The 15,112-nt window shown below is 65.1% G+C and carries 9 protein-coding genes; 4 read left to right on the forward strand and 5 right to left on the reverse strand.

The window, feature by feature from the left end:
- Positions 1-897 (reverse strand): fumarylacetoacetate hydrolase family protein, encoded by an 897-nt coding sequence (locus C7450_RS30055; protein WP_110378188.1) that lies wholly within the window; start codon positions 895-897, stop codon positions 1-3.
- 122 nt (positions 898-1,019) lie between these two features.
- Here C7450_RS30055 and C7450_RS33745 point away from each other — a divergent pair, with 122 nt between their 5' ends.
- On the forward strand, positions 1,020-1,724 hold the full coding sequence (locus C7450_RS33745) for a GntR family transcriptional regulator (protein WP_170147522.1): 705 nt from the start codon (positions 1,020-1,022) through the stop codon (positions 1,722-1,724).
- A gap of 163 nt (positions 1,725-1,887) precedes the next feature.
- Here the strand turns inward: C7450_RS33745 and C7450_RS30070 are convergent, their stop codons facing one another.
- The 4 genes from C7450_RS30070 to C7450_RS30085 all read right to left on the reverse strand — a co-directional run bounded on the left by C7450_RS30070 (position 1,888) and on the right by C7450_RS30085 (position 10,924).
- Positions 1,888-3,318: an aldehyde dehydrogenase family protein gene (locus tag C7450_RS30070; RefSeq protein ID WP_110378190.1), complete on the reverse strand. Its 1,431-nt coding sequence runs from the start codon at positions 3,316-3,318 to the stop codon at positions 1,888-1,890.
- A gap of 158 nt (positions 3,319-3,476) precedes the next feature.
- Positions 3,477-3,698, reverse strand: coding sequence for an alkylphosphonate utilization protein (locus C7450_RS30075; protein ID WP_110378191.1), 222 nt, complete (start codon positions 3,696-3,698; stop codon positions 3,477-3,479).
- A 182-nt stretch (positions 3,699-3,880) separates the two neighbouring features.
- A complete protein-coding gene (locus C7450_RS34960) occupies positions 3,881-10,102 on the reverse strand; it encodes an autotransporter outer membrane beta-barrel domain-containing protein (RefSeq protein ID WP_110378192.1) in 6,222 nt (2,073 codons plus the stop codon).
- A gap of 309 nt (positions 10,103-10,411) precedes the next feature.
- The gene (locus C7450_RS30085; RefSeq protein ID WP_110378193.1) at positions 10,412-10,924 is read right to left on the reverse strand and encodes a hypothetical protein; all 513 of its coding nucleotides are present in this window, start codon (positions 10,922-10,924) and stop codon (positions 10,412-10,414) included.
- Positions 10,925-11,687: 763 nt separating this feature from the next.
- Between C7450_RS30085 and efeU the strand changes: the two genes are divergently transcribed.
- Genes efeU through efeB form a run of 3 tightly spaced genes read left to right on the forward strand, consistent with a single transcriptional unit; the run spans position 11,688 to position 15,100 of the window.
- Complete coding sequence (gene efeU / locus C7450_RS30090) at positions 11,688-12,563, forward strand: iron uptake transporter permease EfeU (RefSeq protein ID WP_281064292.1); 876 nt, start codon at positions 11,688-11,690, stop codon at positions 12,561-12,563.
- A complete protein-coding gene (gene efeO, locus C7450_RS30095) occupies positions 12,560-13,744 on the forward strand; it encodes an iron uptake system protein EfeO (protein ID WP_110378195.1) in 1,185 nt (394 codons plus the stop codon). The genes efeU and efeO overlap by 4 nt, the downstream gene beginning before the upstream one ends.
- A 3-nt stretch (positions 13,745-13,747) precedes the next feature.
- Positions 13,748-15,100, forward strand: a complete 1,353-nt coding sequence (efeB, locus tag C7450_RS30100; protein WP_110378196.1) for an iron uptake transporter deferrochelatase/peroxidase subunit — start codon at positions 13,748-13,750, stop codon at positions 15,098-15,100.
- Positions 15,101-15,112 lie beyond the last annotated feature (12 nt).

Below are 15,112 nucleotides of genomic sequence, written 5' to 3' on the forward strand. Positions count from 1 at the left end.
TCAAGCCTCCCCGGCGATCGTGACCGAGAGCTTGCCGATGCCCTCGATCTCGGCATCGACCCGGTCCCCGACTTTGAGGAAAGTCTGTTTCGGAACCCCGACGCCAGCGGGCGTGCCCGTGAGCAAGAGATCGCCGGGATCGAGCGTCATGATCTCGGACGCGCGCGCCACCTGCTCGGCAATCGAGAAGATCATCTGGTCGGCACTGCCGTCCTGCTTGAGTTCGCCGTTGACGGAAAGGCGCAGCCTTGCCGACTGCGGATGCGGAAAATGGGCGGCCGGAACGATCCAGGGGCCGATGGGGCAGCAGGTGTCGTTGGCTTTCCCCGCCACCCAGTCGAGCTTGTAGAACTGCTCCGGGGCCTTGTTGAAATCGCGTGCCGAGAAATCGATCGCGACCGTATAGCCGGCGATATGCGACAGCGCCTCATCGACCGACACATGCCGTGCCGTCCGGCCGATGACCGCCGCGAGTTCGACCTCCCAGTCGAAGGCTTGCGTTCCCCGCGGCATCAGGACGGTGGCGCCCGGCCCGACGATGGCGTTGCGCGGCGGCTTCATGAAGAAGAACAGGCGCTGGCTTTCCTTGGTGATACCGGGAAAGCCCATCTCGGCCATATGGTCATAGTAGTTCGCGCCGGCGCAGAGAATTTTCCCGGGATAGCGGAGCGGCGCAAGCAGGGTGGCCTCGGAAGCCGGGCGTCCATCGGCCACATCGGCGGCGAGCTTTGCCAGAACAGGCTCGCATCGCGCCCAATCGGCGAAGACGGCCGCGACCGTGTCCGGAAGCGCGACGCCATGAGCAGCGGCAAGTTCGACGAGAGGATGGAGGGCGCCGTCCACCACCAGACAGGCCGTAGGCCCTGTCGCTAACTCGGCCGTCGTCAATGCCCACATCGGAGATCTCCCTGCATCGGATTGAAGCGATCATGACATTATTTCCACAATCGTCAATAGTTTGGAAAATTATTTTGATGATGGAATCTGGCGCGGCGATTCCGATTCTGGTAGAAGAAGCTATGAGTGAAACACTCTCTGCCCAGCCCTCGGCGCAAACGGTCGCCGAAAACGTCTACCGATCCATCAAGTCGGACCTCCTGTCCGGAGCGCTTCCGCCGGGATCGGCCTTGCTGACGCGCGATCTGCTGGCCCGTTACGACTGCGGCATCAGCCCGCTGCGCGAGGCGCTGGCGCGGCTGGTCGGCGAACAGTTCCTGGAGGCGGCGAGCCACCGGGGCGTCCGTGTCCCGCGCCCATCCATCAGCGACGTGGAGGATGTGTATCGCATCCGCATCGCGCTGGAGCGGGAGGCGCTGGGGCTTGCCCTACAATGCGGCGATGACGACTGGGAGGCGGACATCATCGCCACCTGCCATCGCATGGAAAAGGCGCCGCTACCTTACCATGTCGCGGATCAACCGAGCGCCGTGATGGAATGGGAGGCACGCCACCGTGCCTTTCACTTCAGCCTTATCAAGGCCGCCCCCTCCCCGCGCCTGTTGCGGCTCATCGACCAGATGGTCGACCAGACCGAGCGTTACCGGGCGCTGCGCCTGTCGGGCATGGACCGCGCGAAGCTCGGCCATGATCTCGTGGCGGAACATCGCAGCCTGATGGAGATGGTTCTGGCGCGCGACCCGGCCAGCCTCGACTTCCTGGCGGCGCATCTCGACCGCACCCGGATTGCCGTCTCGGCCATCCTGCGCGAAGGGGCCGCGCCGTAGGGCGATTCGATGTATCGGACGGGCAATGCGCAGGTCCGTTCGCGGGCCCACCCCGTATCGCCCGCTTCAGTTCAAAGCGGATTGCCCCGCCCGGATGTCTCCCAAAGAAAAAGGCCGGGCAAAAGCCCGGCCTCGATCATGAGATCAACCGGCATCACCGGTATCAGGCGGCGCCGTAGCCGACGGTGCCCTTGATTTCCAGGAACTCATGGATGCCGAAATCGGCATATTCACGCCCGTTACCCGACTGCTTGTAGCCGCCAAACGGCGCACCTGCATCCCAGGCGGGATAGTTGATATAGACATTGCCCGCACGCATCTGCGCGGCAATCTTGCGTGCCCGCTCCAGTGAGCCCGACTGCACATAGGCGGCAAGCCCATAGGGCGTGTCGTTGGCGCGTGCAACGGCCTCCTCATCGGTCTGATAGGGCAGGATCGCGATCACCGGCCCGAAGATTTCCTCGCGCGCGATGGTCATATCGTCAGTCACATTGGCAAAGACCGTCGGCTTGACGTAGTAGCCGCGATTCAAGCCTTCAGGCCGGCCGAGCCCGCCGGCGACGAGATCGGCCCCTTCCTTGATCCCGGTTTCGATGAGCCGCTGGATCTTGGTGTACTGCACCTCGCTGACCACCGGCCCGAGGCGCGTGCCTTCCGCCGAGGCGGGCCCCACTTTCAGCGGCTCGACGGTCGCCTTGGCCACCGCCACGGCCCGGTCATGCATGGCGGCCGGCACGAAGAGGCGTGTCGGCGCATTGCAGGACTGGCCGGAATTGCTCATGCAATCCTCGACGCCGAGCTTCACGGCGCGATCGAGATCGGCATCGTCCAGAACGATATTGGCTGATTTGCCGCCGAGCTCCTGATGAACGCGCTTCACGGTGTCCGCCGCAGCCTTGGCAACCAGGATGCCGGCGCGGGTCGAGCCCGTGAAGGAGACCATATCGACCTGCGGGTGACGCGCGATCGCCTCGCCCACCGTCGGCCCGTCGCCATTCACCAGGTTGAAGACGCCCTTCGGCACGCCGGCGTCGTGCATCGCCTCGGCAAAGATGATGGCATTCAGCGGCGCGATCTCGCTCGGCTTCAGGACCATGGTGCAGCCCGCGGCCAAAGCCGGAGCCACCTTGCACATGATCTGGTTGATCGGCCAGTTCCACGGCGTGATCATGCCGACGACGCCGATGGGCTCGCGCGAGATCAGGGTCGTGCCGCGCAATTCCTCGAAGGCGAAGTTCTCCAGCGCCTCGATCGTCTTCGCGAGATGGGCGGTTCCCATCGCCGCCTGCGAGCGGTGGGCGAAGGCGAGCGGGGCGCCCATCTCCTGCGACAGCACTTTCGCCACGTCGTCGTAGCGCGCCTTGTAGGCCTCGAGCAGGCGCCGCATCAGGGCAAGCCGCTCCTCGCGCGAGGTCTGAGAGAAGGCGGGAAAGGCCGCGCGGGCGGCGGCGGCCGCCCTGTCGACGTCCGCTTCCGTGCCGAGCGCGATCGTCGCGAAGGGTTCCTCGGTCGAGGGGTCGATCACATCGAGCGTGGCCTGACCGCTGGGCGCGACCCATTCGCCGTCGATATAGAATTGCAGAGCATGCGCCATGAATGGCCTCCAGAAGAGCTGGCTTTGGCTGGTGAATTCATTCCACTAGCCGGTTCTCCATCGCGAGGAAAGCGCGCTCACGCACATGGCGCGCATGGTCTCTGCCTTGCCGTGAAGCGGACCTGGCATCGTCTCGACGGCGGCCTTTTCAGCGGTCCTCAGGCCTTCTTGAGAAACTCGGTCTTCAGCACAAGTCCCTTGACCTGCTTGGTATTGCATTCGACCTCACCGGGCTTCCCCGTCAGGCGAATGCCCTTCACCAGCGTACCGCGCTTGATGGTTTCGGAGGTCCCCTTGACCTTCAAATCCTTGATCACGGTCACGGAATCGCCGTCGTTGAGCAGGGTGCCGTTGCTGTCACGGACTGGATCGTCGCTCATGAATCGTCCTTTCTCAAACTTGTGCTTGGCCTTATCCGCTCGGGATAAACCCAATGCCAGCCTTTTCAAGGACATTCTGAGACGCGACGATCGCGAAGGTTGCCGCCGCGGCGGCGGCGATCCGCGATCAGCGGACCACGGCCGGCCCGTGAGGCATATGTGAAGGACGGACGGTAGCCCGATCAGAACGGTATCGACAGGCGCGCGCTGACCTCTTGCGACAGATATTTGTCACCGATGCCCGCCTTGTATTCGGCGCGCAGATCATAACTGTCATTGCTGTAGAGCTGGGCACCGGCTGTCAGATTGACGAGGCGGCCCGGCATCGCGGCCTCCGCCATGAAGTCCTGAACCGGCGCGAGCGAATCCGTGAAGCCGACGCCGATGCGCATGCTGTCCTTCGCGAGGAAGGTGATACCAACCGATGCATAGGGCCGCAGCCACATATCCGGGTTGATATCGATACGCCCGCCGATCTCGACCGCCGGCGTGAAGGCGACGTTCCATTGCTGCGCGGACGCGAAACGCAGGTGCGTCAGGCCACTGCCGGTCTCGTTGTAACCGGGCATGGAGGTGTACATGAGGTCGAGATCTGCATAGGGCTTGAGGTACCAGTTGTCCCGCACGACCTCATAGCTCGCCCGCAACCGCCCGGCGGCGGTCCACACGGTCGACGTCCCACCGGATGCCGCAAGCGAAGGCCCGATGTTCAGCACACGGTCCGTGTCGTAGCGCCCCCAGCCGATATGCCCCGAGGCTGCAAGGAGCCAAGGCCCGATCTGATGCTTGAGCGCGAGAGACACATCAAGAGCGTCACCCGACGTCTTCGAGAAGCCGTGGCTGTCGGAGAGGTTCGAGTGGGTGTAACCGATGGTGCCGCCCAGGAACCAGTCCTTCGCGAACTCATGCTGCGCGCCGAGGCGGTAAGTCGCGGCACGCTGGCTGTATCCCGTCACGTCATGGGACGAGGATTGCCGGGTCCAGCTTCCCGTCACCCGCGCCCAGGCGCAGCTTGTTTCCTGGAGCAGCGTGCCGGTTCCGGCAAAGGCAGGGCAGCTCATCGCCATGCCCATCGATACGCCGGCGCCGAGCGTCTGCGACGCCGCAACGCTGACCGACTCGTCCGGGGACATGCTGTCGATTGCCTCGCGATAGTCCGACACGGAGGTGACATTGGCGAGATCACCGAACGTCTTGGCGTTCCCGGCCGAAATCGCGCCGCTGTCCCAGATCTGCTGCAGATGCCCCAAGGCGGCCGTTTCGGTCGGCGTGAGTTCAACGCCAGCGGGCGCGTTGAAAGCGGCCGTCGGCGTGATGTCGACCGCGTTGCCACCGGCCTTGGCTGTCCAGCGGATAGGACTGGCCGAGTTCGCTTCAGCCTTGAGGTCCGGCAACACCGTCAGCGTGCCCGTCGATGTCGCGACGCGGAAGGTTTCCGGCCGCAGGCCGCCAACGGCATAGGGCTCGATGGTGCCGCCGAGATCCATAGATCCGTCGACGCGCAGCAGATCGCTGCGCGGTTGGCCCGCGAGCTGCGTGCTGCTCACGTCGACCTGCAGCCGGCCGCTGTCGCTTTGCGAGAAGTGCCCCTTGAGGGCCGCCGTGGCGATGCTGCCGCGCCCGCCGACATCGAAGATGCCGTCGTTGTTGAAGCGGCCGGATGGGCCGAGATCGGCAATGCCGCGCCCGCCCGTGCGATAGGTCCCATCCTCATAGTTGTTGAAGATATTGACCTCGCGGGTTCCCTGCGCGAGCACGAGATCACCGATGACCGTGCCGCTGTTGTGGATGGTCTCCTCGCCATGGGAGGCGAGAATGGCCCGGTCCGAGCGTGCCTTGATGACCGACCCTTTGGTGAAGGTCAGCTTGTTCGCCTGTCCGCCATCCAGCCTGATTGCCGCGCCTTCCCCCGAACCGCCGTTCACGGTCCCGTCGAAGGTGATGGCGATCTGCCCGAGCGAACTGCCCTCGAGAACCGCACCCGACGACGACTGCATGCCGCTCTGGGCGAAGATGCCAACCGAGCCTGCGCCGGCGGTATCGATCTTGCCGCGCAGATCAACGGTGATAGAGCCGCCCGACTGCTCAGCACCCGAACGGATACCGGCCGTCGGCGTCAGCTGCGGGAGCACGATGCCCTTTGCATCGGCCAGAATGCCGCCGCCACCGCCGAGGCTCTGGGCCACGATGCCGTGGGCGTTGTCTCCCGTCGTGCTGATCTCGGTTTGGCCCTTGCTGCCGGACATTTCGATGCGGACCGTGCCGCCACGCCCTGAGGCGCGATTCACGCTGTCGAGAAAGCTCGCATAGCCGACCGTGCCGGTCGACAAGGCACCGCTATAGCCGCCCCCACCGCCGATCGATTGCGCGAGGATCGCCGTCGCGCCCGCCCCCGTGGTCTTCGTCGTGCTGCCGGCGCTCATTTCCACGGTCACCTGGTCGGCCGAGCCGCGGGCCCCGGCAACGCCGCCGAGCCGGCCTGTCGTGGCGACCGTCGTCGCACCGCTGGCTTCGCCTCCGCTGACAAGGCCACCGCCGCCGCCGATGGACTGCGCCAGGATGCCAAAGGCATTCCGGCCGGAGGTGGCGATCGCATCAGACGACTTCACCGTCACGGCGCCGCCATTACCCTGCACGCCGCTGCCGCCGAGCTCCAGCTTGTAGGCCTGCTTCTGAGACGGGTTCGCACGCCGCGCCGCCTCGGCTTCCGCGATGGCGGCATCCACGTTGATATCGTAGCGCTTCAGGAAGTCCTTCTCGGCGCTGTTGAGCACGCCCTTGAGGTCGGCCGCGGCGTTGACGTCGCGACGATTGAGGAGGATCAACCCGCCGCCGCCGCCGATGGATTGGGCGACCACGCCATGGGCTTCCGCGCCGGTCGTGCTGATCGACCCGATGTTGTCGATGATCACCCTTTGGCCGGAACCGTAGGCGCCACCGGCGCCGCCAGCCGTCAACGTGACGGGATCGAACGGCGAGCCGCCTTCGTCGATACCGGTGCTGCCGAGACCACCGCCGCCGCCGATCGACTGCCCGAGAATGCCGAAGCCCGAAACGCCTTCGGTCAGGATCTTACCCGTATTGGTGACTGTGACGGATCCCCCGTCTCCGCCCGCGCCGCCGGCCCCGCCAAGGCTGACCTTCACATTCACGAGCTTGGCGCCGGGTGTCGTGGAGGCGCCACCATTGCCGCCGCCGCCGCCGATCGACTGCGCGAAGATGCCGGCAGCGCCGGTGCCGAAGGTCGAAATCGTGCCCGCGTTACTCAGCGTGACGGTGCCGCCAAAACCGCCGGCGCCACCCTTGCCGCCAATGCTCTGGCCATAGGACACCGTAACCGGGGCGCTGTGCGACCATTTCCTCCGCGCGGCGAGTTTCGGCAGATATTTGAGCACGGCGCTCTTCATGCCGAAGGACTTCGCTTCCCTGATGAGGGTCGCGGTCAGATCATCCACCGGACCGGCCGACCCACTGCCGCCGCTGCCGCCACCGCCGCCGATCGACTGCGCCTGAATGCCGAAGGCGCCCTCGCCATGCGTCTCGATGGTGGCGCCGGATTTGTTCGCGACCGTGACCAGGCCGCCGTTGTTGCCGCTGCCGCCGTCGCCGCCGATGACGAAAGACCCCTGGACCTTGTTGTCGGTGCTCGCATGGCCCGAAGCCGCCAAGCCACCGCCGCCGCCGATCGACTGCGCCAGAATCCCCCGGGCGTCGGCACCCGTGGTCAGGATCGAGCCCGTATTCGACAGATCCACCGCGCCACCGACGCCGCCACTGCCGCCCTTGCCGCCCACGGCGACCGTCGCGGCGACGCTCGTCACGGCCGATGCGGGAACGCTGCCCGCACTGCCGGGAAGACGCGTGGATGATTTCGAAATGCCCACCCCGCCGACGCCGCCGCCGCCGCCCACGCTCAGCGCATGCATGCCCATGGCGGCAAAGCCCGCGGTATCGATGCTGCCGCTGTTGCTGAGATTGACGGTGCCGCCGGCGTTTCCGGAGCCACCGTCCCCGCCGAGGCTGACATTGATCGAGGCAGCCTTGCTGAGGCCGAGCGAATAGCCCGCCACGTCGGCGCCACCGCCGGCCCCGCCGCCACCGCCGATGCTCCCCGCCATCATTGCGGTCGCCTGGTCGCCGGTCGTCTTCACCGCCTTGTTGTTGGTGATGCGGACCGTCCCACCTGATCCGCCGGCGCCGCCACTGCCGCCGATCCCGACCGAGACGCCGACATTCACGATGCTGTTGCCGCCCACGGTCGATGCCGTAGCGTCCGCAAAGCCGCCGCGTCCGCCGCCACCGCCGATACTCAAGCCGACGATACCGAGCGCATCGCTTCCGTTCGTTGTGATCTGTCCGGTATTGTTGACCGTGACATCCTTGGCGCTGCCGCCCTTGCCGCCAGTCGCGCCCAGAGCCACGGCAACGGCGATATTCGGCAGCTGCTTGATGGCGCCGAACGATGCCGCCTGGGCAAGCGAGGCTCCTGCAATGCCGCCGCCGCCGCCGATGCTCATGGCCTCGATGCCGTTCGCCCGCACGCCGCTGGTCGTGATGGAGGTCGCATTGGATATCTGGACCGTATCACCCGATCCGCCAGGACCGCCATTCGCGCCGAGCGCGATAGCGACCGCGGCCTGGACGCCGAAGGTCCGCGCCTCGGCCGAACCGCCGACACCACCGCCGCCGCCGATCGACTGGGCGACGATACCGGAGGCGCCTTCGCCCTTCGTGGCAATGCCGCGTCCATCCGCGGAGCCCGCCCCGCCGGCGCTCGCGATATTATTGACCGTGACAGCGCGGCCGTCACCGCCACCGCCGGCAGAGCCTCCCAACGCCTTGGTATAGATCAGACCATAAGCGGAGGCGTCACCACCACCCCCGCCACCGCCGCCGACGCTCTGCGCGAGCATGCCGAACGCGTTCTTGCCCTCGGTATCGATGCGGTTGGCATTGGTGACGGTCACCGTGTCGCCGTTGCCGCCGGTGCCCCCCGGCCCGCCCGAGGCGAAAAACACGAACGACGCATCGCCGCCGGCGCCACCGCCGCCCGCCGGGGGATTGACGAGGTTGGACTGGAAGGCGAGTACCGCGTTGCCCCCGCCGACACTCTGCGCCACCATGGCGGAGCTGCCCTCACCCTTCGTCGTGATGGTGCCCGCATTGGAGAGCGTGACCCGGCCGGCGTTACCCGCAGCGCCGCCGCCGCCGCCGTAAACGAAACCGTCTCCGCCAAACCCGCCCGTTCCACCGACGGATTGCGCGACGAGGCCATAGGCGAAATTGCCGGAGGTCTCGATGGAGCCCGATAGGGTCGCCTCGATATGACCGCCTGCACCACCGGCGCCGCCATCGCTGCCACGGCCACCGCCAGCAGCGGTGCCGCCCTTGCCCCCTTTGCCGCCCACGCTTTGCAACACGAATGCCGGCGCGTAATCTCCCGTCGTCTTGATGGATCCGGCGCTCGACAAGGAGATGGACGGCCGGTTGTCGGATCGCGCGGCGCTGCCGGCATGTCCGCCCGCGGAATCCTGGCCGTGGGCGCGGGAACCGTCGCCGCCGATGGATTCAATGACGACGGCCGCGGCGCCCGTGCCATGCGTCGTCACCGATGCGCCCTTGTCGATCGTAAGCTTGGCAAGGCCGCTTGCTCCGCCCATGCCGGCACCGGCTGCAGCCGACCCTCCCGAAAGAATGCCCTCCGCGCCCCCGGCGCCGCCCTTCGAGGACACGACAATGCCACCGAGATAGCGGGCAAAGGTCTCCAGACTGGATTGATGGGTGACTGTCACGTCTCCACCGGCACCACCAGCCCCGGCGGAGGCGTAAAGTTCCAGGTGATCGTCCATGACGGCGAGATTACCGGCGCCGCCACGGCCACCGATCGAGTACACGCCAAGAAGAGACGATAGCGAAGCCGGTGCCGTGCCGGACGTCGGATCTCCGGTCTGGACGGCCGATGCGGCCTGGACAAAGGTCACGGTACCGCCCGCGCCGCCTGTGGCACCGCCCATATCGGACTTCAGCCCGGTGCCGCCCTGCCCTCCGATGGAGCCGAACTCGATGGCGCGCTGTGCGATGCCAGTGTTGATGACGGTATTGTTCCGGTAGTCGAGGAGGGGCCCGCCACTCCCGGCCATTGCCTCATACGCCTTATACCACCACCACATTCCCGTGGAGTAGGCATCGCTGCCCTTGGCACCCGTCTCCACGCGCTTGATGAGCAGGGGCGGGTTATTGATGAGGACCGCTTCCGACCGTGCGGATCCGGCCGCGAGCACAACCGCAGAAGCACTGATACCCGCAAGGAGTTGAAGGCGGAAACCGCCGCGCGGCTGAGCACAATGCTCAACGGTTTGGCGCGCGCGTTCGATTACACCGCAGACCTGAATGGTCGTGTTCATTCACCCCCCCAAACAGCACAGCTCAGCGCAAAATCTGCGCGAATCGCCACAGCCCACTTTTTCGTAGCAAGAGTGGTTTTCTGTGTAAATCTTATTGGAGGCTATTGAGCTTGGACGTGACTATGCTTCCGCTATTGCTATTTGTTTCTCCCGTTGCGGTCGATCACCATGTGGAACGGGCTTCGCCGAAGCCGCGCTCGAATAGCACTTGGTTCAAGGCGAGCACGTGGGTCGTGGCCGGCCCTTGCGAGGCCGCCCATCGAGAACGGGAAAGCCCGCCGCCGGCCGAGGCCGCTAGGGTCATGAGTATTAGAGGATCTTGGCGTCGTAAACCTCGCTGGCCGATTTGCTCAGAAGCCGCTGCGCCATGTCGTTCTTCAACCAGACAAGGCGCTCCTCTTCCGCAGCGGTGCGGTTTTCCTTCGCCGCAAGAGCGATGAATTCATCACGAACAAGGCCAGGACGCAGGGTAAGGTCGATCGTCTTGCCGCGATAGTGGAAGCGGAAGAGATAACGCCCCTTCGGGCTTGAAAGCACGTCGTCACCGGCCAGCGCGAGATCGACGTTGTAACGCCCCGCCGTCACCATGCGCGTCACCATCTCAAAGGCATCACGCCCGCCGGGGCCCGGAAAGGCCGTGTCCATCGACAGTTCGCGCCGTTCCGGGGGATTGCCACCGTCGAGCAGGGGGAACGCCCGCTGCATCACCTTGAAGGCATGGGCCACACCGCCGGGAAAGCCGAAGCCGTGGTATTTGAGTATCTCCGCGAACGTGAAGGTGATCGGCTGGCCGTTCTCGTGAACAGTGATTGTATCGCTCATCGTGGGTGAAGTCCTTGTTGCAGCGAGGGCGGCGCCGCGCGCTCAGCGTCTGGTCGTCCGGGCAAACAGGCGTCGGGATCGATGGAACGGGCGACCGTCACATTGCTGCGGTGCTGTACCATGAAGAACCGTCCTTCCATCAGGCTCCCGCACTTGGCTGGTGGAGCGAATTTGACATGTGAGTCCCGCCTGACATGAAGCTCCCGATCAAATGTCAAATTCAAAAGCTCTACTAGAACCAATAACTTGCTAGTGGTTCTCTTGACTCCGACATTGGCTCCAAGGCCCGTATCAGGCAGATGCAAATATCGGAGCAGAACCACTAGAACATCGGCGCGATACCGCGAAGGGCGCAGGCCTCAGGTCGACATCACGCGGGCCCGACCGGACCGGCAAGCCCGAGAAGATGAGCCGAACGCGAGGCGGGCGGGGCCCTATGTCTCGCCGCCATTCGGCTGCGAAGCAAGTTAAATCTATACGTTGGAAGAATTACAAAGTAATCAAAGCCAGGACCGCAACCGAGTCCGCACCGACGGGCTCTCGCGTTATCCGCAATCCCCTGATTTTTATTAGATTAATTCAAAACAAGATTCTTTCATGTGCTGTTGATTTCGCCGGCCGCGGCGCTATACATAGGCCATCCGCCTGGAGCATGTCCTGTGAACTCCAGTTCACCGAACATGCCCCAGGTCTTTGTTTTCACGCATTTTCTTCACGCGAACCGGTTTCCACTTCGCTCGAAAATGCTCTAGGTCTCAGCTCGATATCCGAGCAAGGGGGTCCCAAGACGCTTGCTCCGTTTCTCGTCATGCTGCGCGAAGGCATCGAAGCGGCCCTGATTACGGGCATCATCGCGAGTTACCTCCGGCAAACCGGCCGCTCCGCGTGGATGCCAGTGGTCTGGGTCGGGATTTTCCTGGCGGTGGCTGCTTCGCTCCTCGTCGGTGCCGGACTGCAACTGGTCAGCGCTGAATTTCCGCAGAAAGCCCAGGAGCTTTTTGAGGCGCTTGTGGGGCTGGTCGCGGTGGGCGTTCTCGTGTCGATGGTCTTCTGGATGCGCAAGGCGGCGCGCTCCATGAAATTGCAACTCCACCACGCGATCGATGACGCCTTCCAGCCAGGATCGGCCGGCGGATGGGCTCTCGTCGCAATGGTGTTTTTTGCGGTGATGCGCGAAGGTCTGGAATCGGTCTTCTTCCTTCTCGCGATCTTCCAGCAAAGCCCGAGCCCGCTAGCGCCCTTGGGCGCTCTCGCCGGCCTCCTCTGCGCTGTCGCTGTCGGCTATCTCGTCTATATCGGCGGCATCAGGATCAACATGCGCCGTTTTTTCAACTGGACAGGCGCTTTCATCCTCCTTGTCGCGGCCGGCATCCTCTCGAGCGCCCTGCGCAATCTCCATGAGGCGGGCCTGTGGAATCTCTGGCAGGGCCGCGCCTACGATCTCAGCGACATCCTGCCGGCGTCCAGCCCCTTGGGGACAGTCCTGTCAGGCCTGTTCAGCTACCAGGAAGCGCCCGCGACGGGCGAAGTCGTCGTGTATCTGGCGTTCCTCGCCGTCAGCCTGGCTCTCTTCCTGCGCGGCGACGCGTCGTCCCCGGCGCGCCCGCTTCCGCAATCGGCCAGCGAGCCTCGGCCATGAGCGACGAACGCGGAGCCGGTCCCGTGCCCTCGCGCCTCATGCGCCTTGCCGTTGTCGGCGCCGCATGCCTTGCGGTGGCGAGCGGCGGGCTCTTCTACTACGCCACCGTGAGCCGGCAGAGCGGCAACGCGGCCGCCGTCATCAAGGTGGAGGTAGGAGCCAAGGCGTGCACGCCGAACGCACTGACGCTTCCGGCGGGCCGGCATGTGTTCGAAATCCACAACACGTCTGATCGGCCCGTCGAATGGGAGATTCTCGACGGCATCATGGTGCTGGAGGAGCGGGAAAACATTGTTCCGGGCTTGCGGCAGACACTGGCTGCGAACCTGAAGCCCGGACAATATCAGATCACCTGCGGGCTGCTTTCCAACCCCCGCGGCAGCCTGACCGTCACCGCCAACGCCGCATCCGATGCCGCGGCCGCCACAGGGCCCGATCTCAAGGCCTTCATCGGCCCCTTGTCGGAGTACAAGGTGTTTCTGGCGATGCAGGGAGCGAGCCTTGTCGCGGCCACCGAGAAGCTTGCCGAAGCCGTCAAGTCCGGGGACCTGGAAGGCGCGCGCGCCCTCTACGAGCCCTCTCGGTTGCCCTACCGGCGGGTCGAAGCCGTCGCCATGCGCTGGGCTGATCTCCAGACCGCGATTGATCCCGTCGCCGACTATCTGGAGCGCCGCGAGAAGGACGATCATTTCACCGGCTACCATCGCCTCGAATACGGATTATTCGCCGCGAATGAAACGGCGTCGCTCGTGTCCGTCGCTGACAAGCTGGTGGCCGACGCGAACGAGCTGAAGGCGCGCATGCGCTCCATGAAACTGGCGCCCGACGACCTGTCGGGCGGCGCGGCACGGCTTGCCAGGCGTCTGGCCGACGGCAAGATCGAGAGCGGTGAAAACGCCTACGCCCACAGCGATCTCGCCGATCTGAACGCGAGCCTGACCGGCATAGCCAAGATGGCGGGGCTCGTACGCCCCCTCATTCCCGATGGCTCCGGCGATCTCGCCCAGGAACTCGACGCGCGGCTGAAGGCCGCCCGTCTCAGCCTCGATGCGCTGAAATCCGGCGACGGCTATGTCGCTTACGACAAGGTGGATGTGGCCGGCCGCAGGACGATCGCTGAGACCTTCCGGGCACTTGCCGACACGCTCGACAAGGTTTCCAACCGCCTGTCACTGGGATGAGCCATGAACGGATCGGATGACCGCCTGCCGCCTCGGAGCCGTGAGCGCCGGCATTTCCTGCTGGGTATGGGGGCTGCGGCCGGCGGTGCGCTGGCTGCACCCGCAGCGCTTGCCGCAACCCAAGCGAACGCCCAGACCCAGGACAGGGCCGGAAATGCCGGAACGCAACATCATGTCACCGATGCGCCGACGGGCGATGCGTCAACCGAGGGCCGCTGGCCCTTCTATGGGGACTTCCAGCAGGGCATCATCACGCCGCGGCCCGCGGCCGGCATGATCGCCGCCTTCGACGTCATCGCGAAGACGCCGAAGGACCTGGAGGGGCTCTTCCGGATGCTCACCGAGCGCCTCGCCTTCCTGACACAGGGCGGCCGGCCGCCGGACCTCGACCCGAAGCTTCCACCGGCGGATTCGGGAATCCTCGGGCCGGTCGTCGCCCCGGACAACCTGACCGCCACGGTCTCCGTCGGTGCTTCGCTTTTTGACAGCCGCGACTGGCTCAAGCCGCTGAAGCCGCGGCATCTGCAGCGGATGACACGATTTCGAAACGACGCGCTCGACGCCGGCATCTGCCACGGCGACATCGCCGTGCAGTTCTGCGCCAACCGGCCCGATACGAACATCCACGCGCTGCGCGACGTGATGAAGATGATGCCGGACAAGCTCGTCTTGCGCTGGAAGCAGGAAGGCAGCGTCCCCGTCATTCCGCCAAGACCGGACGGGCGTGTCGAGAGCGCGCGCAATTTCCTCGGATTTCGTGACGGCTCGGCCAATCCCGACGCCGGTGACCGGGCGCTGATGCAGCGCATCCTCTGGATCGACGGGGCGCGGGGCGAACCGGCCTGGGCCGAGCGCGGCACCTATCAGGCCATCCGCATCATCCGCAACTTTGTCGAACGGTGGGATCGCACGCCGCTGGGGGAGCAGGAACGCATCATGGGGCGCCGCAAGTCGAGCGGGGCGCCTTTCACCGGGACGACCGAGTTCGACGCACCGCATTATGCCGGCGACCCGCACGGGACCGTAACGGCTCTCGACGCGCATATCCGGCTCGCCAATCCCCGCACCACAGGATCGGAGAAGAACCTGATCCTGCGACGGCCTTTCAACTACTCCAATGGTGTGACGAAATCCGGCCAACTGGAACAGGGTCTTCTGTTCATCTGTTACCAGGCCGATCTCGAGGCGGGGTTTATTACGGTTCAGCGTCGCCTCGATGGCGAGCCGCTCGAGGAATATCTCAAGCCCATCGGCGGCGGCTACTTCTTCGTGCTGCCAGGCGCGCGCGAGCCCGGCGATTACCTCGGCCGAACTCTTGTCGAAGCTGTACGTGCAGGCAACGCATCACCGACATAGCACAAGGATCCA

Source organism: Chelatococcus asaccharovorans (assembly GCF_003201475.1).
GTDB lineage: Bacteria > Pseudomonadota > Alphaproteobacteria > Rhizobiales > Beijerinckiaceae > Chelatococcus > Chelatococcus asaccharovorans.